The sequence below is a fragment of the Pedococcus soli genome, from assembly GCF_054782575.1.
Genome location: NZ_BAAGSF010000004.1, coordinates 1120524 through 1141851, shown reverse-complemented (window position 1 = coordinate 1141851; position 21328 = coordinate 1120524). Strand labels below are relative to the sequence as shown.

Here is a 21328-nt window from a genome sequence, read left to right as displayed (position 1 = left end):
CGGTGCGCCGTACGCTGCTGCCGTGGTGGTGCAACGGCCGGTCGGGACGATCACCCGGGGAACCACCAACCCCAACCGCCTCCGCCGGGTCGACCGTTGGCTGGCCGGCCCCCAGGCGTGGCGCCTGCGCCGCGCCGTGGACCCGCCGGTCGTCGTGGACCTCGGCTACGGCGCCTCACCGGTCACCGCCGTCGAGCTGCACGACCGCCTCCGCGTGGTACGTGCGGACGTCGAGGTCGTCGGCGTCGAGATCGACCCGGCCCGCGTCGCCCTGGGCCGGTCCCTGGCGCGCGAGGGGCTGGCCTTCCGGCTGGGCGGGTTCGAGGTGCCGCTCGACGACGGGCGCCGGGCGACCGTGGTGAGGGCGTTCAACGTCCTGCGGCAGTATGACGAGTCGCAGGTCGGGCCCGCGTGGGACACCGTGCGCGAGCGCCTCACCGACGACGGCCTCCTGGTCGACGGGACGTGCGACGAGCTGGGTCGGCGCAGCACGTGGGTCGCCGTCGACCGCACCGGCCCCGTCTCGCTCACGCTCTCCTGGCGGTTGCGCGCACTCGACGCACCCTCCGACATCGCGGAGCGGCTGCCCAAGGCCCTGATCCACCGCAACGTCCCCGGCGAACCCGTGCACGCGTGGCTCGGCGCCCTCGACCGCGCCTGGGCACATTCGGCGCACCACGCGAGCTTCGGTGTGCGGCAACGGTTCCTCGCCACCGCGACGACCTTGCGGGACGACGGCTGGCCGCTGCTCGACGGGCCGAGCCGTTGGCGCCTGGGTGAGCTCACCGTCGCCTGGGACGCCGTCGCCCCCGGTGGTCAGCGGGCGTAGTCGTCCTGGAGCCGCACGATGTCGGCCTCGTCGAAGTCACCGAAGGCGACCTCGAGCATGCGGCCCGGGGCGTCGCCGTGGTTGGCCATGCGGTGGACCGATCCCTGCGGTGCCCAGACCTTCTCGCCCGAGGCCGCGACCCACGTGCGGTCACCGACGGTGACCTCCATGGGACCGTCCAGAACCTGCCAGAACTCACCACGGTTCTCGTGGGTCTGCAGCGAGAGTCGGTGGCCCGGCTGGACGGTGATGATCTTGACCGTCACGCGCTCGTTGGACACGAACTGCTCGAACTGCCCCCAGGGACGTTCCTGGACGAACGTCTCGTCGCGCGGGTCCCGCATCTGCACTCCCCCGTCGTCCTTCACCACGTCGTCCTTCACCCTGTCGTCCACCAGCTCGTCGGCCACGTCGTTCACCACGGTCCGTAGGGGCCCATGTGCTGGTTCCCGCTGCCGCCACGACCGACCATCGACCGGAGGGCGGGCCGGACGTCGGCGAGGTAGATGGCGGCCGCCACGAAGGCGATGAGGCCGATGGAGAAGATCCGGCCGCCGCCGCCGATGGAGACGAAGCCCAGGACCACCGCGACCCCGAGGACGATCGTCCAGAACTTCTTCGTGCGCTTGCCCGCCGCCAGGTAGACCTCGGGCCGGTAGCGCAGGCCGTCGACGAGCGCGAAGACCTCGGCTGCGAAGGCCAGGAGGCTGAGCAGCAGGGTCACCACGGCCTGGAGGCTCCCGAGTGCGAACATGGGCCCCAGCCTAGACGTCAGACTTCGAGGACCAGTGTCACCGGGCCGTCATTGACCAGGGAGACCTGCATGTCCGCGCCGAACCGTCCCGTCGCCACGTCGATGCCCCGGCCCCTCAGGGCCTCGACCACGGCCTCGACCAGCGGCTCGGCCACCGGTCCCGGTGCGGCTGCACCCCACGACGGCCGACGGCCCTTGCGGGTGTCGGCGTAGAGGGTGAACTGGCTGACGACCAGCACCGGCGCACCGACGTCCGAGACCGACCGCTCGTCGCGCAGGATCCGCAGGTCGGCGATCTTGCGGGCCAACGTCGCGACCTGCTCGGGGCCGTCGTCGTGGGTGACACCGACCAGCACCAGCAGCCCGGGGCGCTCGATCGCGCCGACGACCTCGCCGTCGACGGTGACCGAGGCCGAGGAGACCCGCTGCACGACCGCGCGCACGACTGGCTCAGGCTGCCCGGGTCAGAGGTTGACGGCCACGATCGCGCCGACCGGCTCGCCGTGCCCGAGGACCGGGGAGTGCTCGAGCTGGGCGATGGCCGCCGACTCCACGCCGAGGTGGCGCAGCACGGCAGCCAGGATCACTGGCTTGGCCCGCGGGTAGCCGTCGGCGACCTTGAGGGCGATCCCGCGCCCGTCGGCCAGCCCCACGGCATACACGGACTCAGCCCCGTCCTTGGCGATGAGGCCGGGGGTGTGCTCGATGAGGGCGGTGACGTCGCGGCCGGTGCCGCCGAGGTACGCGGGGTTCGCGCGGATGGCGTCGGCCACCTCGGCCTCGTGGGTCCCGGCGGGCGCGGACGCCATCGTCCCGAACGCGCGGGCGAGACCGGCGAGCGTGACGGCCATGACGGGCGCACCGCAGCCGTCGACGGCGGTCGAGGTGATATCGACACCGGTCAGCTCGGCCAGCGTCTGCGCGATCGCGACCTGCAGCGGGTGCGAGGGGTCGCGGTAGGTGGCGGTGTCCCAGCCGTTCACGACGCAGGTGGCCAGCATCGCGGCATGCTTGCCGGAGCAGTTCTGGGTGATGGGGAGCTTGCCGCCGCCACTGCGAATGACCGCCTCGCGGGCCTCCTCGTTGACGGGGTAGTCCGGGGTGTTCTGCAGCGCGCCCTCGGTCAGCCCGACGGAGGCGAGCATCTCGCGCACCGCGGCGAGGTGGAAGTCCTCGCCCGAGTGGCTCGCGGAGGCGAGCGCGAGGTGCGCCGGCGGCATACGCAGGCCCGCACGGACCATGGCCAGCGTCTGGACCGGCTTGTTGGACGACCGCGGGAACACCGGGTCGTCGACGGCGCCGAGCGCCAGCAGGTGCTCGCCGCCGTCCGCGGCGGTCACGACCACCGAGGCCCGGTGGGCGGACTCCACGAACCCGCCGCGCACGTAGTGCGCGAGGACGGGGGCGTCGTCGAGGGCGGGCGGGGTGACGGTATGCGGCGTGCTCACCCTCCCGAGCCTAGCCACGGCCCGCGGGACGACGCAGGCCCCCACCCGTTGCCGGGTGGGGGCCTGCGCAGAGTCTGCTCAGGGCAGGACCGTGATCAGTCGCCGACCTTGGCCGCGGTCGTGGCGGTGGCCTTCTTCGCGGTGGAGGCGGTCTTGCGGGCACCGGTGGTCGCGCGCTTGGTGGCGGTCTTGGTCGCGGTGGCCGACTTCTTGGCGGTGGTGGAGGTGCGCTTGGCAGCCGTGCGGGTGCGCTTCGCGGACTCCTTGGCCGCGGTGGCGACCTCGGTGGCCTCGACGGCGACCGAGCTGGCGACGGCGTCAGCGACCGTGGCGGCCTCCTTGCGACCGGTGGTCAGCGTGGCCTTGGCGGAGCGCTGGATCTCGTTGGCAGACTTGCGCACGGTGGTGACCGCACCCTTGCCGAGGGCGACCGTGGTCTCGGCCTGGGCGATGAGGTCCTTGGTGGCCTTCTGGGTGCGCACGCGCTTGACGAGCTTCTCGCCCCGGGCGGCGACGGTCTCGTAGGACTCCTGCGCCTTTCCGGCCAGCTCGAGGCTGCGGTTCAGGGCCAGGGCCGGGAGCTCCTGGGCCTGCTCGGCCACACCGGACACGCGCGCCTGGGCCTTGGTCTGGATGGCAGCCGGGTTCAGGTCTGCCTTGAGGTCGTTGGTGAGCTCGAGGCCGACCGTGGTGGCGCGGACGCGGGCGTCGCGGACCTTCTCGACGGCGAGGTCGGTCAGGCCGACCACGGCGAACACGGGGGTGGTGTCGATGACGTTCTTGCGGATGTCGGCAACGAGTGCCATGTCAGTCTCCTTGGGTGGTGGTGGAGGGCGTGCTGCGCTTGCTCGTTCGCGTGGCGGTCGAGGGCTTGCGGCTCCGGGGAGTCGCGGCCTTCGTGCCGCCCGTGCGGGGCGCCGCGGCCTTGCGGGTGCGGCTCGTCGGGGCGGGGTCGCCGCCGACGAAGGAGTCGTAGATGTCCAGCAGGGCGGACTTCTGGCGGTCGCTGAGTCGCGGGTCGGCGCCGATGACGGCCCGGGTGTCGGGCGCCTCGGCCGGGTGGCCGTGGCGCTCGTCGAGGATCCCGGCCCGTACGTAGAGCGACTCGGCGGAGACCTCGAGGCCCTTGGCGAGCTGCTGGAGGATCTCGGCGCTGGGCTTCTTCAGGCCCCGCTCGATCTGCGACAGGTAGGGGTTCGAGACGCCTGCCAGCTCGGACAGCTGGCGCAGCGAGAGCTTCGCGGACTGACGCTGCTCACGCAGGTAGTCACCGAGGCTGTCACCGCCCAGGGGTCCCAGTGGAAGTCGGCTCATGCCTCCATCATGCTTGCTCCAGTTAGCAGAACGCAAACTGCAGGCAGCGTGATGGTGACCACACCGCGACAGGTCAGGCGGTGCGGCGGTCCTTGACCCCGAGCATCGAACGCGCGTCCTGGGTCGACATCGCCGGGCGCTGCATGACTTCGGCGAGGTGGGCGGCGCGTTCGACCAGCTCGCGGTTGTGCTGGACCTGGACCCCGCGGGAGAACACCACGTTGTCCTCCATCCCGACCCGCAGGTGGCCGCCCGCGGCGAGTGCGGCGGCGGCGATCGGCAGGTGCGTGCGGCCGATCCCCGTCGCGGCCCAGGACGTGACCTCGGCCGGGAGCATCGCGACGCCGGCGAGCAGGGCGGCCGGGGTTCCCGGCATACCGCCGGGCACACCGGTCACGAAGTCGACGTGGACCTTCCCCCCGAAGGGCAGGCCGTGCGCGTCGATGAGGCGGGCCAGGGCGGCGACGTGGCCGAGGTCGAACAGCTCGAACTCCGGGACGACCTCGCGCTCCTGCGCCTGGACGTACAGGTCGGACATGAAGCCGTAGGGGTTGAGGAAGACGTCGTCGCCGAAGTTCGTGGTGCCACAGGTCAGCGAGCAGGAGTCCGGCTCCGCGTCGAGCACGGTCAGGCGCTGCTCGAGGGGGTCGTGCACGCTGCCGCCGGTGGACAGCTGGACGACGAGCGACGTCTGCTCACGAAGGGCGTCCACGGCGGCCTTGAGGTGGCCGTGGTCGAGCGTCGGGCGGTGCTCACCGTCGCGGATGTGCAGGTGGATCATCGAGGCACCGGCAGCCTCGCAGGCGACCGCGGTCTCGACGAGCTCCTCGAGCGTCGTCGGCAGCTGCGGGAAGTCGGACTTGGACAGCTCGGCGCCCGTGGGCGCGACGGTGATCAGGGTGCCGGGGGTCGTGGCCATGGCGGACATCATGGCAGGACGCCTCCGGCGGTCGTCGGCAGCCGGGCCGAGGTCAGGGAGCGACGACCTCCGTCTGGCTGCCGCTCACGCCACCGACGACGAGGGTCGCGTCGAGGGGGGTGTTGCGCTTGACCAACGCGAGCCCGATCGGGCCGTCCTCGTGGTGGCGGGCCACGGAGGTGAGCAGCCCGACGGTCTTGTCGCCGAGCAGCACCGGCTCCCCGCGCTCCGGAAGGGTGTGGCCCGACCCGTCGAGGTGCAGGAAGACCAGGCGGCGCGGCGGACGCCCCAGGTTGTGGACCCGGGCGACCGTCTCCTGACCGCGGTAGCACCCCTTGTGCAGGTGGATCGCCGTGCGCAGCCAGTCGGTCTCGTGGGCGATGGTGCGGTGGTCGGTCTCGAACCCCAGGCGCGGGCGCCAGGCGGCGACGCGCAGCGCCTCGGCCGCCCACGAACCAGCCAGGTCGCGGTCGCCGACCGTCGCCTCGAGCTCGGCGACGGGCACGAGGACCTCGCGCCAGGCGCGCCCCTGCGCGGGGTGCCCCTCCACCGGGCCGTATGCCGCGGTGTCACCGACCAGCCCCGGCCACGGGTCACGCCACGCGAGGAGCTCGCCGGGCTGGGCCTCGGCACCGGAGGGTTCGCCGAGGACCGCCCAGTCGGCGCTGACGTCCGCGACCTCGACCCGCAGCATGAACCGCATCGAGTCGAGCCAGCGCACGAGCGCCGGAGCGGTGCCGGGCTCGGTGATGATCCAGGACGTCTCACCGTCGTCGACGAGGTGCAGGTCGTGCTCGATGTGGCCCTTGGGGCTGAGCACCAACGACTCGCGCGACTCCCGCGGGCCGAGCCCGGTCAGCTGCTGGGTGGTGATGGAGTGCAGCCACGAGAGGCGGTCTGGACCGGTGACGGTGACCACCCCGTGGTGGGAGAGGTCCACGACGGCCAGGCCCTCGACGAGGAGGCGCTGCTCGCGCAGCGGGTCGCCGTAGTGGGCCGCCACCCCCACGTCCGGCCCGTCACCCTCCACCGCGCCGGGCCGAGACAGCAGGACCGACCGGGTCACGGGGGCAGGAACGTCCTCGACGGGAACCGTGGGGTCGCGGAGCTCGGTGGGGGTGGTCGGGGTCTGCGTCATGCGGGGTGCACCTCTGTCATCGGGTGGCCGTTCAGGCGGTCAGGATCGGCTCGCGCAGTCGGCGCACAGGCCGTGCACCGCCATGTGGGTCACGTCAGCAACAAAGCCGCTCGCGGCCAGAACATTCCCGGTGAAGGACTCGGCCAGGTCGCGGTCGCACTGCTCGACGCGTCCGCAGGTGCGGCAGACGAGGTGGATGTGGTCGGCGTGGTCGGCCAGGTGGTAGCTCGGCGCGCGGTGGTCGAGGTGCGTGTGCCCCACGACCCCGAGCGACTCCAGGGCCTCCAGGGCCCGGTAGACGGTGGACGGTGCGAGGGTGGCCCCGCCGTCGGCGGACACCCGGGCGACCACGTCCTCGGGGGTCGCGTGGCCCAGCGTGGCCACGGCGTCGAGCACGCGCTGGCGCTGGGGCGTCATCCTGCGCCCCTGGGCCCGCAACCGCTCGCCGACGTCCTGCACGCCCCCACTGTACGGTCGAGCGTGACGGCGACCTGCACGATCTGCCCGGGTGCGCCACCTACACTGGCCGGGTGCTGGACCAATTCGAAGAGACCCAGACCCCGCCCGCGCGCCCGAAGCGACGCCGCCTGCGCAGGACGTTGGCCATCGTCATCGCCCTGGTCGTGCTGCTCGTGGTCGGCTCCGTCGCGGGCTACCTGTTGTTCCTCAACAACACGGTCAACTCGAACGTCAAGCGCAGCTCCCTGCTCCCCACGCCCGGCGTGAGCGGGGCCACCGACGCACCGACGAAGAAGGCCGGGGCGAAGGACGCCCAGAACTTCCTCATCATCGGCTCCGACGCGCGGGCCGGCCTCGCCGGCGCCCGTTCCGACGTCATCGTGCTCATGCACGTCGCGGCCGACCGCAAGACGGTCAACCTCGTCCACTTCCCGCGTGACCTCTACGTCGACATCCCGGGCCGGGGCAAGGACAAGATCAACGCGGCCTTCGCCTACGGCGGCGCCCCGCTGCTCGTGCAGACCATCCAGGGTCTCGTGGGCGTGCCGGTCGACCACGTGGCGATCATCGACTTCGAGGGCTTCAAGCGGATGACCGACGCCGTCGGTGGCGTCAACGTCTACGTGGAGGAGTCGAGCTCCAGCCGGGGCTACACGTTCACCAAGGGCTACCAGCAGATGGGTGGCGAGGAGGCCCTCGCCTTCGTGCGCGAGCGCAAGGAGCTGAGCGAGGGAGACATCTCCCGCGGCCGGCGGCAGCAGGCGTTCATCAAGGCGCTGATGCTCAAGTCGCTGAGCAAGGACGTGCTCGGCAACCCGGTGAAGCTGGCGCAGTTCGTCGAGGCCGGCACGTCCAACCTCACGGTGGACAAGGACTTCTCCACCGGCGACATGCGCAGCGAGGCCGTTGCCATGCGCAACCTGCGCGGCAAGGACATCGCCTTCATCACGGCCCCCTTCACCGGGTACGGCACCTCCCCCGCCGGCGCGTCCATCGACATCCTCGACGTCCAGGGGATGCAGGACCTCGGGGACGCCCTGCAGAACGACGCGATGTCCTCCTACAAGGACGTCACCCGCACGCCGTAGCCGTCAGGGGCGCGAGAGCGCCCGGACGACCGTCGGCAGCGCGTCCATGACCTGGGCCGCCATGGCGTCGAAGACCTCCGGGGCGCGGCGGTAGGGGTCGACCACGTCGGCCTCGTCGTCGGACAGCGGCGAACCCATCCCGCGCTCGGCCGACGCGAGCCGAGTGGCCCGTGCCACGTGCTCGCGGGCACTGTCGACCGGGCCGTGCAGGGCGTCGGCCGGGACCGCCGACAACAGGTGGGCGAACTCCCGGAAGGCGAACACCCGCCGCAGGACGCGCGGGTGCAACGTCGTCACCCGGCCGATGTGGGCCCGGGTGGCGGTGAGGACCAGGTCGGCACCGGCCACGAGGTCCTCCTCGAGGTGCCGGGCCACGAACCCGTCGGCGGAGTAGCCGGCAGCCTCGAGCCGGTCCCGCGCCTGCGGCTCCATCGGGTGACCGGCGAGTGCTCCGGTGCCGGCACTCGCGACCTCGACCGCACCCACGCCCCAGGACCGGTCGAGCTCGGCCTGCAGAGCGCGCTCGAGGAACGGTGAGCGGCAGATGTTGCCGGTGCAGACGGTGAGGATCCGCGCCGGGCGGTGGGTCAAGGCCTCAGCCCACGCGCTTGAGCTCGGCAGACACGTGGCTCTGCAGCTTCTGGCCGACGGCGGCCATGTCCATGGCCCACAGGAGGTTGGAGTCGACCAACCCGTACAGGCGCGTCGCGGCGTTGTACTCCTTGGCGTGCGGGCTGCGCAGCACCCCGTCGGTGCGGAGCTGGACCTTGGCCGGCTCTGCGGTGCCGAAGTACAGCTCGACGATGCCTGTCGGGTGGGCGAGCACCAGCTCGACCTCCCCACCCTCGACCGGGCGCCAGAACCCCAGCTCGGTCGCCAGCGGGCGCACCTGCTCGCCGGCCTCGTTCAGCAGCCAGGTACGGCTCTGCCAGGTGAGGAAGGGGCGGCCGTCGTGGCTCACCTCGATCTCCTGGCCGAAGTTGGCCGACTCGATCGTGGGGTAGCCGACGACGCCGGCACCCTCCCAGCGACCGATCATCCAGGCCAGCGGTGCCAGCTCTCGGGGCAGGTCGGTGTCGAGGTGGAACACCATCAGCGAGGCGTCTTCACCAGGCGGTACACGACGAACCCGGCGAACCAGGTGATGACGAGGGCGGAGGCGACCAGCAGGCCGATGTAGAAGTAGTGCACGCGCCAGATCGTAGCCTGTGGGCCATGACCGCTCCCCGTACACGTCTGGTCGTCAAGGCCACCAGCGGCGCCCCGTCGGACCCCGACGCCGCCGGCACCGAGTCGACCGAACGCCTCAACCAGGCCCTCACGGGCGCGGCGACCGCCGCCGCGAGCGGGGTCGAGGTCAGCCTGTGGTTGACCGGTGACGCCGCCTGGATGGCGGTCCCCGGTCGGGCCGAACAGGTCCGGCTCGCCCACGCGGCACCCCTGCGCGACCTGCTCGACGCCGTCCTCGCCACCGGCACCGTCACGGTCTGTGGCCAGTGCGCCGCCCGTCGCGACCTCACCGAGGCCGACCTGGTCGAGGGCGTGGTGGTCCGGGGGGCGGCCGCGTTCGTCGAGGAGGTCATGGCCGACGGCGCCCAGGCGCTCGTCTACTGACCCACCCGCAGAACGCTGGTTGCGCGGCACACCTCGGGTCACCATCCCGCGGTATGCCGCGCAACCGGCGTCTCGCGCGAGACGGTGCGGGCGGGAAGGTGCGGACGGGAGGGTGCGGCCGGGAGGGGTGTGCAGGAGGTCCGTGCGGGTCGATCAGGCGAAGAAGGGCGAGCGGACCACGACGTAGGCGACCACGCCGACCAGCAGCGACGAGGACGCGCCGACCGCCAGCTGGGCGCGCGGCATGGCCGTCGCCGGCAGCACCGCCATCACCCTGCGAGCGGCGTGCGCGACCGCGGCGGCGAGCAGGCCGAGCAGCGCCGCGGGCCACGGCTTGGGGTGTCCGGCCAGGACCGACACCACCATCCCCGCGGCCCCGCCGACCACCATCGAGATGAACAGGGCCCACTGCCGCAGTCGCTGCACCTTGATCAACGGGTCGGCGAGGACGCCGAAGCCCAGGCCGGCCATGGCCGCCGCGAGGGCGTGCTCGCCGTGCAGGATCTGCGGGACAGGGGCCAGGGCGATGCCGGCCGAGACCACGGCGAGGCCGGTGACGCTCGAGGTCACCGACTCGGTGAGGCGGGGTCGACCGTCGCGGCGCATGAGCTGGTGAAGGAAGGCTGCGATGACCGAGACGGCCAGGGCTGCCGGGAGCCACTGGAGGTACGGGGCCTCACGGGTGAGGAGCACGCTGGCGGTCATGAGGACCGTGCCCACCGCCAGCACGGCGGACGTCCCCCGGGGGCTGGGCAGGCTCAGGAGCTGGGGCCAGCCCCAGGCGAGCACCAGGCCGGCGAGGGCCACCGCGACCGCGACGAAGTCGGGGCTGGCGTAGCCGGTCAGTCCGACGAGCGCGGCGAACGCGATGGTCGTCGCCATGGTCAGTGGACGCGCGAGCAGGGCCCTCTTCGGCAGGACCGCGGGGGTGTTGCGGCTGCGGGCCCGGCGTTCGCGCCGAGTCATCGGGGCGACCGGGGCCGGCGCCTGCTGCTCGGGAACGTCGGACACAGCCCGCATCCTCGCATCACCCACCGGCGAAGGGGGGCAGGACCTCCAGCACCGACCCCGAGGTGACCACGGCGTCACGGGTGACGGCCCTCCCGTCGAGGAGCAGGGTGCTCACTGCGGCGATCGGGGCCAGCGCCGGGTGCAGCGCGGTGACAGCGGCGACGGTCGCAGCGACCGTCCCACCGTCCACGACGTCCTGGTCGGTCCCGGCCGCTGCCCGGGCCGCCGCCCAGTAGCGCACCGTGACCGGGCCGGCGCTCGTCGCGGGATCCTGCTCGGACGGCATACCGCTCTCCTCCCGGCCCGGCTCCCTCGGTGGTGCGGGCCCTTCGTGACCGGCCCCCACCGGGAGCCGGTCTCATCGTGAGACAAGGGTCTCAGCATGTGTTCACCCGCTCGAGGGCGCCCCTCGAACCGTATCCTTCGTAGGCATGGCCCGTCTGCTGCTGCTGACCAACGCCCTGGCGCCGAGCGCCGAGGTGCTGCCGGCACTCGGGCTCCTGACGCACCAGGTGCGGATCATCCCGGCCGAGCCCACGGCCCTGGTCGATGCTCCCCCCGCGGACGCCGTGCTGCTCGACGCCCGCCGCGACCTGGCGGTGGCCCGATCGCTCTGCCGCGTGCTGCGCGCCACCGGCATGTCGGTCCCCCTCATCGCGATCCTCACCGAGGGCGGCCTCGCGGGGATCACCGCCGAGTGGGGCGTCGACGAGGTCCTGCTCGAGTCGGCCGGTCCCGCCGAGGTGGAGGCGCGCCTGCGCCTGGCCGCCGGACGGCTGCAGGAGATGCAGGAGCCGGACGAGGTCCAGATCACCAGCGGTGACGTGACCATCGACGAGGCGACCTACTCCGCGCGCGTGCGCGGTCGCCTGCTCGACCTGACCTACAAGGAGTTCGAGCTCCTCAAGTACCTCGCCCAGCACCCGGGCCGCGTGTTCAGCCGGGCCCAGCTCCTCCAGGAGGTCTGGGGCTACGACTACTACGGGGGTACCCGCACCGTCGACGTCCACGTCCGGCGCCTGCGGGCCAAGCTGGGCTCGGAGCACGAGGTGCTCATCGGCACCGTCCGCAACGTCGGGTACCGGTTCGTCCCGTCCGAGGACGTGCACGCCGACGCCTGACCCGCCGCGCCGCACCCGGTCCCGGCACACCACCCGTCACATGCGAAGGCGCCCCTCCCGACCGGGAGGGGCGCCTTCGTCGTGCGTGAGGTCAGTTCTTCGTGATTCGCGTGAGCGCACCCGGGGTGTACGGCGAGTTCGCCTCCAGGTAGTTGGCGAACGCGTCGATGTCCAGGCCACCGAAGTACTTGTCGGTGCCACCGACGAACGCCGGGAAGCCGTCGCCGCCGTCGGACAGGAAGTTGTTCGTCACGATCCGGTAGGTCTGGCCGTCGACGAGCGGCGCCCCGTTGAGCGTCACCGAGCCGAGCGTGGTGCCCGAGTACGTGTAGGCGAAGCCCTTGGACACCTGGAGCACCTTGGGCGCACCGGCGTTCGCACCGGTCCACTGCTGGGTGAGCAGGGCCTTGATCTGCGCGCCCGTGAGGTCCATCGACACGAGGTAGTTGTTGAACGGCTGGACCGTGAACGCCTCCTCGTAGGTGACCTCTCCCGCACCCAGGTCGGCACGGATGCCACCGGGGTTCATGAACGCGATCGTCGGCGTCTTGCCACCGGTCACGACCGACGGGTCGGCGAGCTGGGCGTCGGCGATGAGGTCACCCAGGGGGGACTCGCCACCGGCGTTGGTCGTGCGGACGACGTCGGTGCTCGCGCTGCCCAGCACGCGGGAGGCGATCGGCGCCACGAGCGTCTTGTACTGCGTGATCAGGCGCGTCTGCGCGGCGTCCTTGGGGACGTCGCGGGTGACGACCATGTTGCTGCCCTTGACCGACGCGCGGACGATGTCGCGGGTCCTGGTGTCGTACTTGAGGTCGGTCTCGGTGAACAGCCGGCCGAACGAGGAGGCCGACGTCACGAGGCGCGGCTGGCCCTTCGGGTCAGGGATGTTGCAGACGTACGGCTGGTGCGTGTGGCCCGAGACGACCATGTCGATGGCCGGGTCGAGGTTGGCGGCGATGCCGAGGATCGGTGAGGACGGGATGTCCAGCTGGCCGCCCTTGTCGCAGGTGTAGTCGTACGTCGGGTTCACCGAGTACGTCTTGCCGTCGGGGCCGACCCAGGACTCCTTGGCGGGGTTGCCGCCCTGGTGGATGAGCACGACGATCGCGTTGACGCCCTTGCGGCGCAGCTCGGGGACCAGGCTGTTCGCGGTCTGGACCTCGTCCTTGAACTCCAGGCCCTCGACCCCCGACTTGGTGACGATGTTGGGGGTGTCCTTGAGGGTCATGCCGATGAAGCCGATCTTGGCCCCGTGCACGTTCTGGATGGAGTACGCCGGGAGGATGGTGTCGCCGGCCTTCGGACCCTTCTGGTGGTGGCCCTTGTCGTCGTCGTGCTTCGCGCTGGCCGCGGCGGCCTGCTTCGCGTAGACGACGTTCGCCGCGAGGATGTCGAAGTCGGCGCCCTTGAACTTCTTGCCGCCGGGGCAGGAGTCCTGGTTGTTCTTCCCGGCGCCGTCGTCGAGGCAGCCACCCTTGGCGAGGCGCTGGAGCTCCTTGTAGCCCTCGTCGAACTCGTGGTTGCCCACCGAGGTGACGTCGAGCCCGAGGCTGTTCATGGACTCGATCGTGGGCTCGTCGTGGAAGGCCGCCGACAGCAGCGGGCTGGCGCCGACGATGTCGCCCGCGGCGACGGTCAGCGAGTTCTTGTGGCCCTTCCGGGCCTGCTTGAGGTGGGTGGCGAGGTACTCGACCCCACCCGCGTCCGTGTTGACGTCGACGGCGGACTTGCCGTCGGCCGAGAGGGCGTGCCCGGTGACGACCCGGCCGCTGGAGCCCGACGGGGCCTCGAGGTTGCCGTGGAAGTCGTTGAACGACAGCAGCTGGATGTCCATCGTCGAGCCGGGCCGGTGGGCCGATGACGTGCCACTGGTCAGTGCGAGGCCGGTCGTCGCCATGGCGGCGACGGCGACCACGCTGCCCAAACGGCGCATGTGGGGTGAGGTCATGGTGCGTCCTTGTGCGAAAAGGGGAGGAAACCGGCGGTAGCCGGACCCGTGCACGCTAACGGGGCCGTCGCCCGAAAAGGAAGATGCGTGGTGCAATGCTTTCCGTGTTTTCTCCTGCGCTTCGCGTCACCGACACCCTGGACGACACCGAACGCGGGCTCGTCCGCGCACTCCAGGCGCGCGCCGCCGCCGAGGACGGTGTCGGGGCCCTGTCCGAGCAGACCGTCCTGAACCTCGCCTCGGGCCCCGGTCGGGTCCGCCACCTCCTCGCGTATGCCGCGCAGCAGCTCACGGGGTACGCCCAGCTCGAGGGCAGGGACGACCCCGCGGCGTCGGGCGAGCTCGTCGTCGACCCGCCGTCACGCCGTGCCGGCGTCGGCAGGGCGCTCGCAGAGGCGGTCCTCGAGCAGGCCCCGGAGGCCCGGTTGTGGTCCCACGGGCGGCTGCCGGCAGCCGTGGCCCTGGCCGACCGCCTGGGGCTGACCGCGGTGCGCGAGCTGCACAAGATGGCCCGGCCCCTGGGCGAGGACGACCTCGACCCGGCGGCGAGCGCCCTGCCTGCGGGCTTCTTCGCTCGGGCGTTCGAGCCGGGTCGCGACGAGAAGGCGTGGCTGGCCACGAACGCCGCCGCCTTCGCCCACCACCCCGAGCAGGGCCGGACCACCCTGGTCGACCTGCAGGAGCGGATGGCGCTGCCGTGGTTCGACCCGGCCGGCTTCATCCTCGTCGTCGCGGAAGAGCAGCCCGACGAGGTCGCCGCCTTCCACTGGACCAAGGTCGAGGACGGCAAGGGGGAGGTCTACGTGGTCGGGGTGCACCCGACATACCAGGGGCGCGGGCTGGGCCGCCCACTCACCGCATTGGGCCTGGCCCACCTGGCCTCCCGCGGGCTGGCCGAGGTCGAGCTCTACGTCGACGGGGACAACCAGGCCGCGATACGGACCTACACGGGACTGGGGTTCGCCAGCATCATGGTGGACGTGATGTATTCGCGCACCGTTCACGGAGCACTGTCAGGATGAGCGCATGAGTGTGACCAGCCGGGCGGCCGACGAGGCCGGCTCCCTCGCCGCGGAGTCCCACGACGGCAGCGACGACACCGACTTCCCGGGGCAGGAGGTGTCGATCGCGAGCGCCCAGCCGCGGGCGTCCAACGGCCGCTTCATGCGCGTGGTCCACGCCACGAGCCAGCCCGACGACAGCGGACTGCCGGGCGACCGGTTCCTCGACCGCGAGATCTCCTGGCTCCAGTTCAACGAACGCGTCCTGCAGCTGGCCGCCGACGAGTCGGTGCCGCTGCTGGAGCGTGCCCGGTTCCTCGCCATCTTCACGTCCAACCTGGACGAGTTCTTCATGGTTCGTGTGGCCGGCCTCAAGCGCCGCATCGCCACGGGCCTCGCCATCCGGTCCGCTTCGGGGCTGGAGCCGCGCGAGGTGCTCGAGCAGATCTCGCTCGTGGCGCACGAGCTGCAGGCGATGCAGAGCATCGTCTACAAGGACAAGGTGCAGCCGGCGCTGGAGGACGAGGGCATCTCCATCGTCCGCTGGGACGAGCTCAGCGACCCCGAGCAGGACCTGCTGACGGAGCTCTTCGCCGACCGGGTGTTCCCGGTCCTCACCCCCCTGGCCGTCGACCCGGCCCACCCGTTCCCCTACATCTCCGGCCTCTCGCTCAACCTGGCCGTGGTGCTGGTCAACCCCAAGACGGGCAAGGAGCACTTCGCCCGCGTCAAGGTGCCGCCGCTGCTTCCCCGCCTGCTGCACATCGAGCCCTCGAGCGGAGAGCCGGCCACGTCCGACCTGTTCTCGACGCGGTTCGTGCCGCTCGAGGACGTCATCGCCTCCCACCTCGACATGCTCTTCCCAGGCATGGAGGTCCGTGAGCACTTCACCTTCCGGGTCACCCGCAACGAGGACCTCGAGGTCGAGGAGGACGACGCCGAGAACATCCTCACCGCGCTGGAGAAGGAGCTGACGCGACGCCGGTTCGGGCCGCCCGTCCGGCTCGAGGTCGACGAGACCATCGACGACCACGTGCTCGACATGTTGGTCCGTGAGCTCGGGGTCAGCGACAGCGAGGTCTACCGCCTGCCTGCCCCCCTCGACCTGCGCGGCCTCAACCTCGTGGCCGACCTCGAGCGGTCCGACCTGCGGTTCGAGCCGTTCCGCGGCCAGTCGCACCCCGACCTCGCCCCGGCGGAGACCGCGAAGGCGGCTGACATCCTCGCCGTCGTGCGCGACAAGGACGTGCTGCTCCAGCACCCCTACGACTCGTTCTCGACGTCCGTGCAGTCGTTCATCGAGCAGGCAGCGGCCGACCCGAGCGTGCTGGCCATCAAGCAGACGCTCTACCGCACCAGCGGCGACTCCCCCATCATCGACGCCCTCATCGATGCGGCCGAGGCCGGCAAGCAGGTGCTGGCGATCGTGGAGATCAAGGCGCGGTTCGACGAGCAGAACAACATCTCCTGGGCCCGCAAGCTCGAGCACGCGGGTGTCCACGTCGTCTACGGCATCGTCGGCCTCAAGACCCACGCCAAGCTCTGCATGGTCGTGCGGCAGGAGAACGACGGCACCCTGCGTCGGTACTGCCACATCGGCACGGGCAACTACAACGGCAAGACCGCGCGCATCTACGAGGACTTCGGTGTCCTCACGTCGGACCCGCAGGTCGGCGAGGACCTCGCGCGCCTGTTCAACCAGCTGTCCGGGTTCGCGCCCCGCAGCAAGTTCAAGCGCCTGCTCGTCGCGCCGCGCTCGGTGCGCTCCGGCCTCGTCGACCGCATCGAGATGGAGATCGAGCACGCCCAGGAGGGGCGTGGCGGACTCGTCCAGATCAAGGTCAACTCGATCGTGGACGAGGAGCTCATCGACGCCCTCTACCGCGCCTCGCAGGCAGGGGTCCGGGTCGACGTGTGGGTGCGCGGCATCTGCGCGCTGCGCCCCGGCGTCCCCGGCCTGTCGGAGACGATCCAGGTCAGGTCGATCCTCGGGCGGTTCCTCGAGCACTCCCGCGTCTTCCACTTCGGTGGAGGGGGCGAGCCCGAGGTGTTCATCGGCAGCGCCGACATGATGCACCGCAACCTCGACCGCCGGGTCGAGGCCCTGCTGCGCATCGCCGACCCGCGGCACGTCGAGGACCTGCAGTCGCTGCTGGCCCGCGGCATGAGCGACGAGTACGCCCACTGGCGGCTCAGCGGCGACGGCCGGTGGACGCGGGTCAGCCTCGACACGGACGGCCAGCCCCTTGCCGACCTCCAGGCCGCGATGATCGAGGTGCACGCCAAGCGCCGGCGCAAGGCCCGCCGACGTTGACCACCCCCATCCCTGCCGCGGGGACCATCCCGTGGCGCCGGCGCCGGGGACAGCTCGAGGTCGCGCTCGTCCACCGGCCGAAGTACGACGACTGGTCGTGGGCCAAGGGCAAGCTCGACCCGGGTGAGGCGTGGCCGGTGGCGGCCGTCCGGGAGACCGAGGAGGAGACCTCCCTGGAGGTCGGCCTCGGTCGTCCCCTGCCCACCGCCGAGTACACCGTGCTCGACGCCGCCGGCACCCCGGCGACCAAGACCGTGCACTACTGGGCGGCCGAGGCGACCAGGCCCGCCGGCGCCCTGCGCAACGAGATCGACGAGGTCCGCTGGCTCGACGTCGTCAGCGCCTCCGACCGGCTCGACTACGCCCGCGACCGTGACCAGCTCCGCGCGCTGGTGCGCGCCGACAAGGCGGGGACGCTGACGACCTGGCCGCTGGCGCTCGTCCGGCACGCCCACGCCGTGGGGCGCGGCTCGTGGTCCGGCGACGACCGGCTCCGCCCCCTCGACCGGGCCGGGCAGGGCCGGGCCGCCGAGGTCGCGAGCCTCCTCGCGGCATACGCCGTCACGCGGCTGGTCAGCTCCCCGTCGGTGCGGTGCGCCGACACCCTGCGCCCCTATGCGGCAGCGACCGGGGCCTCGTTGCGGACCAAGGACGGACTGAGCGAGGAGGGGTATGCCGCGGACGCCACCCGCGCGCCCCGCCACCTGCTGCGGCTGCTGGAACGTGGGGCCCCCGCCGTCCTGTGCAGCCACGGGCCCGTGCTGCCGGACCTGCTCGGCGCGCTGCTGCCGCTCGTGCACCCGGACGAGCCCGACGCGGCCTCCGTGACGCAGACCCTGACCACCGCCGCCACCGACTCCATGGCCAAGGGGGAGGTCCTCGTGGCCCACCTGGTCGGCCAGGGTGAGGCCGCGCGAGTCGTCGCGGTGGAGCGCCACCTGCCCTGAGCGACGGGGCTCCTCGTGCGCCCCCCTGTCCGACCCCTCGTCCAGCCGACAGGCCGCTGCTGACCGGGTGCTGACCGGCCGTTCACGTGGAACCCGCCGGGGGGACGGTACGACGCCCACCAATGTCTGGCTGGTGTTCACCCTGCGTTCACCCACGACGGGCCACGGCGTCACCCGCCCTGCCTACCTTCACAGTCGTCGGGCATCCCGCCCGCCCCGAATTTTCCCCTGTGAGAGGTTTGAACACCGTGAAGATCCAGCGTTTCGGCCTGCTGGCCAGCGTCGCCGTGGTCGGCTCCCTCGCGCTGACGGCGTGCGGTTCCGACAACAACACCGGCGCCACCGCCGGCGGCTCCTCGTCCGGCGGCTCCAGCTCGTCCGACTGCCCGACCGGCACCCTGAACGCCGAGGGTTCGTCGGCCCAGAAGAACGCCATCGACGAAGCGATCTCCGCCTTCCAGGACACCTGCTCGGGCGCCACGATCAACTACAACCCGACCGGCTCGGGCGCGGGCATCAAGCAGTTCCTCGCCGGCCAGGTCGACTTCGCCGGCTCCGACTCCGCGCTCAAGACGACGGAGAAGGACGGCAAGATCGAGGCCGACGAGGCCGCGAAGTTCTGCGGCTCCCCCGCGTGGAACCTGCCCATGGTCACCGGCCCGATCGCCGTGTCCTACAACGTCAAGGGTGTCGACAAGCTGGTCCTGACCCCCGAGGTCATCGCCAACATCTTCAACGGCAAGGTGACCACCTGGAACGACGCCTCGATCGCCAAGATCAACTCCGGCGTCACGCTCCCCTCCGAGCCGATCAAGGTCTTCTTCCGCTCGGACGAGTCCGGCACCACGGAGAACTTCACCAAGTACCTCAACGCTGCCGCTCCCTCCGCCTGGACCGCCGAGCCGGCCAAGGCCTGGACGGGCAAGGGTGAGGGCAAGGAGAAGTCCGCCGGTGTCGCGGGCGCCGTGAAGTCCACCGAGGGTGGCATCACCTACGCCGAGTGGTCCTACGCCAAGGACAACCAGCTCGGCATCGCCCAGATCGACAACGGCGCCGGCGCCGTGGAGCTGAACGGCGAGACGGTCGGCAAGGCCATCGCCACCGCGAAGGCCGACGGCGAGGGCAACGACCTGCGCCTCAAGCTCGACTACGCCACCAAGGAGGCCGGGGCCTACCCGATCAACCTGGTGACCTATGAGATCGTCTGCTCCAAGGGCAAGGACGCCGCCAAGTCCAAGCTGACCAAGGCCTTCCTCAAGAGCTTCGCCTCCAAGGAGACCCAGGCCTCCCTCGAGGAGATCGGCTACGCGCCGCTCCCCGACGAGGTCCGCACCAAGGTCGCCGCGGCGATCGACGCACTGTCCTGACCCCACCGCGGTGAGCCGGGGCTGGCCACCACCAGCCCCGGCTCACCGCTGTCCGTCCTTCCCCCCACCGCGATAGGCATCACGTGTCATCAGTGACCGGCGTATCCCTGGCCGACGAGACCCCCGGACCCCACGGCAGCGCCCCGCTCAGCGGCGACGGCGCCGGCACCGGCCGCCTCGGCGACCGCCTCTTCGGTGGTGCGGCCAAGGGCGCCGGCATCTTCGTCATCGCCCTCGTGACGCTCGTCGGGGTGTTCCTGCTCTGGCAGGCCATCCCGGCGATCGCGAACGACAAGGCCAGCTTCCTGACCTCGCGCGAGTGGTCGGTCAACGACAGCAACAACCTGCGGTTCGGCATCGTCGAGCTGCTCTGGACCACCGTCACCGCCAGCGCCATCGCGATGCTCATCGCGGTCCCGGTCGGCGTCGCGGTCGCCCTGTTCATCACGCAGTACGCCCCCACCTGGCTGTCGCGGCCCGCGGCCAGCCTGATCGACCTGCTGGCCGCCGTGCCGTCGATCGTGTTCGGCATCTGGGGCCTGCGGACGTTCGGGCCGGTGTTCGAGCCCGTGCAGAACTTCCTGCGCGACCACCTCGGCTGGATCCCGCTGTTCTCCGACGCCAACATCAGCGGCGGCAGCACGATCCTGTTCGTCGGCATCGTGCTGGCGATCATGGTGCTCCCGATCGTCACCGCCCTGTCCCGCGAGGTGTTCGCGCAGACGCCGATCACCCACCGTGAGGGCGCCCTCGCGCTCGGCGCGACCAAGTGGGAGATGATCCGGATCTCCGTCCTCCCGTTCGGGAAGCCCGGCGTGATCAGCGCCGCGATGCTCGGCCTGGGTCGTGCGCTCGGTGAGACGATCGCCGTGACGATCATCCTCTCCACGCTCCCCGACGGGGCGAAGTGGACGTTCTCGCTGCTCAACGGTGGTGAGACGTTCGCGTCACGGATCGCCAACAACGCCGCCGAGTTCGACACCCCGCAGAAGGCAGGGGCGTTCATCGCCGCCGGCCTCGTGCTCTTCATCCTGACCTTTGTCGTCAACGCCATCGCCCGCATCGTGATCGACCGCAGGAAGGCCTTCAGCGAATGACGACCTCCACCACCGCCACGACGTCGGCGACGTCCTCGTCGACCACCCCACCCGCCTCGAGGGGCGGCGCATCGACGGACCTCGGCCACAAGGCCCGCGGCCGGGCCTTCAAGGACCAGCTGGCCCGCGTCGTCATGTGGGGGGCCTTCCTGCTCGCCCTCGTCCCGCTGGTCTGGATCCTCTGGACGGTCGGCTCCAAGGGCTACCACCTGCTCCTCGACGCACAGTGGTGGGGCAACTCCCAGCGCGGCATCACCGCCCGGCGCGAGGGCGGCGGGGCCGTGCACGCGATCCAGGGCACCCTGATCCAGGGCCTCACGACCGCCCTGATCTCGGTCCCGATCGGGATCCTCACAGCGATCTACCTCGTCGAGTACGGGCGGGGGCGGCTCGCCAAGGTCGTGTCGTTCATGGTCGACATCCTCACCGGCGTCCCGTCGATCGTCGCCGGCCTGTTCATCTACGCCCTCTGGGTGACGACGTTCAAGTTCCAGCGGGTCGGCTTCGCGGTCTGCCTCGCGCTCGTGCTGCTGATGATCCCGGTCGTCGTCCGCTCGACCGAGGAGATGCTCAAGCTCGTGCCGAACGAGCTCCGCGAGGCGTCGTACGCGCTCGGGGTGCCGAAGTGGAAGACGATCATGAGGGTCGTCCTGCCGACGGCCTTCTCCGGCATCGTCACGGGCGTCCTGCTCGGCCTGGCCCGCGTGATGGGCGAGACCGCGCCCCTGCTCATCCTGGGCCCGTACACGAAGTCGATCGCCAACGACCTCTTCGGTGGACTGATGCCGACGCTGCCGACGATGATCAACCAGGACCGCACCGAGTCCCTGCAGCCTGCGGTCGACCGGATGTGGGCGGCGGCGCTCACCCTGATCCTGCTCGTGCTCCTGCTCAACATCGCCGGCCGGGTGGTCTCGCGCTTCGGCTCGGTCAAGAAGTAGCCGGCCCCGCGCCAT

General features: G+C 71.3%; 24 protein-coding genes. 10 read left to right on the top strand and 14 right to left on the bottom strand.

Annotated elements, in window-relative coordinates:
• The first annotated feature begins 25 nt into the window (after positions 1-25).
• Complete coding sequence (locus tag ACYVKF_RS11510; RefSeq protein ID WP_460966932.1) at positions 26-829, top strand: class I SAM-dependent methyltransferase; 804 nt, start codon at positions 26-28, stop codon at positions 827-829.
• On the opposite strand, the gene ACYVKF_RS11505 is transcribed toward ACYVKF_RS11510, so the two are convergent.
• The 9 genes from ACYVKF_RS11505 to ACYVKF_RS11465 all read right to left on the bottom strand — a co-directional run bounded on the left by ACYVKF_RS11505 (position 817) and on the right by ACYVKF_RS11465 (position 6861).
• Positions 817-1248, bottom strand: a complete 432-nt coding sequence (locus ACYVKF_RS11505) for a phosphomannose isomerase type II C-terminal cupin domain (protein WP_369818801.1) — start codon at positions 1246-1248, stop codon at positions 817-819. The two genes, ACYVKF_RS11510 and ACYVKF_RS11505, sit on opposite strands and share 13 nt — an antisense overlap.
• Complete coding sequence (locus ACYVKF_RS11500; RefSeq protein WP_056916368.1) at positions 1245-1583, bottom strand: DUF2516 family protein; 339 nt, start codon at positions 1581-1583, stop codon at positions 1245-1247. The genes ACYVKF_RS11505 and ACYVKF_RS11500 overlap by 4 nt, the downstream gene beginning before the upstream one ends.
• Before the next feature lie 17 nt (positions 1584-1600).
• Positions 1601-2026 carry a D-aminoacyl-tRNA deacylase gene (gene dtd / locus ACYVKF_RS11495; protein WP_056919654.1) on the bottom strand — a complete coding sequence of 142 codons (426 nt, stop codon included), beginning with the start codon at positions 2024-2026 and terminating at the stop codon, positions 1601-1603.
• Positions 2027-2047: 21 nt separating this feature from the next.
• Complete coding sequence (locus ACYVKF_RS11490) at positions 2048-3031, bottom strand: asparaginase (protein WP_460966494.1); 984 nt, start codon at positions 3029-3031, stop codon at positions 2048-2050.
• Between the two features lie 95 nt (positions 3032-3126).
• Positions 3127-3837: a hypothetical protein gene (locus ACYVKF_RS11485; protein WP_460966493.1), complete on the bottom strand. Its 711-nt coding sequence runs from the start codon at positions 3835-3837 to the stop codon at positions 3127-3129.
• A 1-nt stretch (position 3838) separates the two neighbouring features.
• A complete protein-coding gene (locus ACYVKF_RS11480) occupies positions 3839-4345 on the bottom strand; it encodes a helix-turn-helix domain-containing protein (RefSeq protein ID WP_056916364.1) in 507 nt (168 codons plus the stop codon).
• 73 nt (positions 4346-4418) lie between these two features.
• Complete coding sequence (locus ACYVKF_RS11475; RefSeq protein WP_460966492.1) at positions 4419-5264, bottom strand: beta-keto acid cleavage family enzyme; 846 nt, start codon at positions 5262-5264, stop codon at positions 4419-4421.
• A 52-nt stretch (positions 5265-5316) separates the two neighbouring features.
• Positions 5317-6402, bottom strand: coding sequence for a CAF17-like 4Fe-4S cluster assembly/insertion protein YgfZ (gene ygfZ / locus ACYVKF_RS11470; RefSeq protein WP_460966491.1), 1086 nt, complete (start codon positions 6400-6402; stop codon positions 5317-5319).
• A gap of 39 nt (positions 6403-6441) precedes the next feature.
• The gene (locus ACYVKF_RS11465; RefSeq protein ID WP_200947828.1) at positions 6442-6861 is read right to left on the bottom strand and encodes a Fur family transcriptional regulator; all 420 of its coding nucleotides are present in this window, start codon (positions 6859-6861) and stop codon (positions 6442-6444) included.
• A 71-nt stretch (positions 6862-6932) separates the two neighbouring features.
• Here ACYVKF_RS11465 and ACYVKF_RS11460 point away from each other — a divergent pair, with 71 nt between their 5' ends.
• Positions 6933-7949, top strand: coding sequence for an LCP family protein (locus ACYVKF_RS11460; protein WP_460966490.1), 1017 nt, complete (start codon positions 6933-6935; stop codon positions 7947-7949).
• Between the two features lie 3 nt (positions 7950-7952).
• On the opposite strand, the gene ACYVKF_RS11455 is transcribed toward ACYVKF_RS11460, so the two are convergent.
• Entirely contained in the window at positions 7953-8540 is a 588-nt protein-coding gene (locus ACYVKF_RS11455; protein ID WP_460966489.1) for an arsenate reductase/protein-tyrosine-phosphatase family protein, read from the bottom strand.
• Positions 8541-8544: 4 nt separating this feature from the next.
• Positions 8545-9042, bottom strand: coding sequence for a heme-binding beta-barrel domain-containing protein (locus ACYVKF_RS11450; protein ID WP_056919649.1), 498 nt, complete (start codon positions 9040-9042; stop codon positions 8545-8547).
• 122 nt (positions 9043-9164) lie between these two features.
• On the opposite strand from ACYVKF_RS11450, the gene ACYVKF_RS11445 reads away from it, so the two are divergent.
• Positions 9165-9563, top strand: coding sequence for a DsrE family protein (locus ACYVKF_RS11445; protein WP_460966488.1), 399 nt, complete (start codon positions 9165-9167; stop codon positions 9561-9563).
• A gap of 153 nt (positions 9564-9716) precedes the next feature.
• On the opposite strand, the gene ACYVKF_RS11440 is transcribed toward ACYVKF_RS11445, so the two are convergent.
• A complete protein-coding gene (locus ACYVKF_RS11440; protein WP_056916359.1) occupies positions 9717-10574 on the bottom strand; it encodes a hypothetical protein in 858 nt (285 codons plus the stop codon).
• Between the two features lie 16 nt (positions 10575-10590).
• Positions 10591-10860 (bottom strand): MoaD/ThiS family protein, encoded by a 270-nt coding sequence (locus ACYVKF_RS11435; protein ID WP_056916358.1) that lies wholly within the window; start codon positions 10858-10860, stop codon positions 10591-10593.
• 145 nt (positions 10861-11005) lie between these two features.
• On the opposite strand from ACYVKF_RS11435, the gene ACYVKF_RS11430 reads away from it, so the two are divergent.
• Positions 11006-11695, top strand: coding sequence for a winged helix-turn-helix transcriptional regulator (locus ACYVKF_RS11430; RefSeq protein ID WP_056916357.1), 690 nt, complete (start codon positions 11006-11008; stop codon positions 11693-11695).
• Between the two features lie 91 nt (positions 11696-11786).
• On the opposite strand, the gene ACYVKF_RS11425 is transcribed toward ACYVKF_RS11430, so the two are convergent.
• Positions 11787-13646 (bottom strand): bifunctional metallophosphatase/5'-nucleotidase, encoded by a 1860-nt coding sequence (locus tag ACYVKF_RS11425; RefSeq protein ID WP_460966487.1) that lies wholly within the window; start codon positions 13644-13646, stop codon positions 11787-11789.
• Between the two features lie 95 nt (positions 13647-13741).
• Between ACYVKF_RS11425 and mshD the strand changes: the two genes are divergently transcribed.
• The 6 genes from mshD (at position 13742) to pstA (ending at position 21313) form a co-directional block, all read left to right on the top strand.
• Entirely contained in the window at positions 13742-14668 is a 927-nt protein-coding gene (gene mshD / locus ACYVKF_RS11420; RefSeq protein WP_460966486.1) for a mycothiol synthase, read from the top strand.
• A gap of 4 nt (positions 14669-14672) precedes the next feature.
• Complete coding sequence (locus ACYVKF_RS11415) at positions 14673-16961, top strand: RNA degradosome polyphosphate kinase (RefSeq protein WP_056919645.1); 2289 nt, start codon at positions 14673-14675, stop codon at positions 16959-16961.
• The gene (locus ACYVKF_RS11410) at positions 16958-17908 is read left to right on the top strand and encodes an NUDIX hydrolase (RefSeq protein ID WP_460966485.1); all 951 of its coding nucleotides are present in this window, start codon (positions 16958-16960) and stop codon (positions 17906-17908) included. The genes ACYVKF_RS11415 and ACYVKF_RS11410 overlap by 4 nt, the downstream gene beginning before the upstream one ends.
• Positions 17909-18156: 248 nt before the next feature.
• Positions 18157-19275, top strand: a complete 1119-nt coding sequence (gene pstS / locus ACYVKF_RS11405) for a phosphate ABC transporter substrate-binding protein PstS (protein ID WP_056919643.1) — start codon at positions 18157-18159, stop codon at positions 19273-19275.
• 83 nt (positions 19276-19358) lie between these two features.
• Positions 19359-20372: a phosphate ABC transporter permease subunit PstC gene (pstC, locus tag ACYVKF_RS11400; protein WP_056916352.1), complete on the top strand. Its 1014-nt coding sequence runs from the start codon at positions 19359-19361 to the stop codon at positions 20370-20372.
• Positions 20369-21313 (top strand): phosphate ABC transporter permease PstA, encoded by a 945-nt coding sequence (gene pstA / locus ACYVKF_RS11395; protein ID WP_056919642.1) that lies wholly within the window; start codon positions 20369-20371, stop codon positions 21311-21313. Before pstC ends, pstA begins: the two co-directional genes overlap by 4 nt.
• Positions 21314-21328 lie beyond the last annotated feature (15 nt).

Bases quoted from the DNA above. Each gene is read 5' to 3' on its own strand.
- ACYVKF_RS11430 (WP_056916357.1), top strand. From the start codon at position 11,006: ATGGCCCGTCTGCTGCTGCTGACCAACGCCCTGGCGCCGAGCGCCGAG.
- mshD (WP_460966486.1), top strand. From the start codon at position 13,742: ATGCTTTCCGTGTTTTCTCCTGCGCTTCGCGTCACCGACACCCTGGAC.
- ygfZ (WP_460966491.1), bottom strand. From the start codon at position 6,402: ATGACGCAGACCCCGACCACCCCCACCGAGCTCCGCGACCCCACGGTT.
- ACYVKF_RS11485 (WP_460966493.1), bottom strand. From the start codon at position 3,837: ATGGCACTCGTTGCCGACATCCGCAAGAACGTCATCGACACCACCCCC.
- ACYVKF_RS11475 (WP_460966492.1), bottom strand. From the start codon at position 5,264: ATGGCCACGACCCCCGGCACCCTGATCACCGTCGCGCCCACGGGCGCC.
- ACYVKF_RS11425 (WP_460966487.1), bottom strand. From the start codon at position 13,646: ATGACCTCACCCCACATGCGCCGTTTGGGCAGCGTGGTCGCCGTCGCC.
- ACYVKF_RS11450 (WP_056919649.1), bottom strand. From the start codon at position 9,042: ATGGTGTTCCACCTCGACACCGACCTGCCCCGAGAGCTGGCACCGCTG.
- pstA (WP_056919642.1), top strand. From the start codon at position 20,369: ATGACGACCTCCACCACCGCCACGACGTCGGCGACGTCCTCGTCGACC.
- ACYVKF_RS11415 (WP_056919645.1), top strand. From the start codon at position 14,673: ATGAGTGTGACCAGCCGGGCGGCCGACGAGGCCGGCTCCCTCGCCGCG.
- ACYVKF_RS11435 (WP_056916358.1), bottom strand. From the start codon at position 10,860: ATGCCGTCCGAGCAGGATCCCGCGACGAGCGCCGGCCCGGTCACGGTG.
- ACYVKF_RS11480 (WP_056916364.1), bottom strand. From the start codon at position 4,345: ATGAGCCGACTTCCACTGGGACCCCTGGGCGGTGACAGCCTCGGTGAC.
- ACYVKF_RS11445 (WP_460966488.1), top strand. From the start codon at position 9,165: ATGACCGCTCCCCGTACACGTCTGGTCGTCAAGGCCACCAGCGGCGCC.
- ACYVKF_RS11500 (WP_056916368.1), bottom strand. From the start codon at position 1,583: ATGTTCGCACTCGGGAGCCTCCAGGCCGTGGTGACCCTGCTGCTCAGC.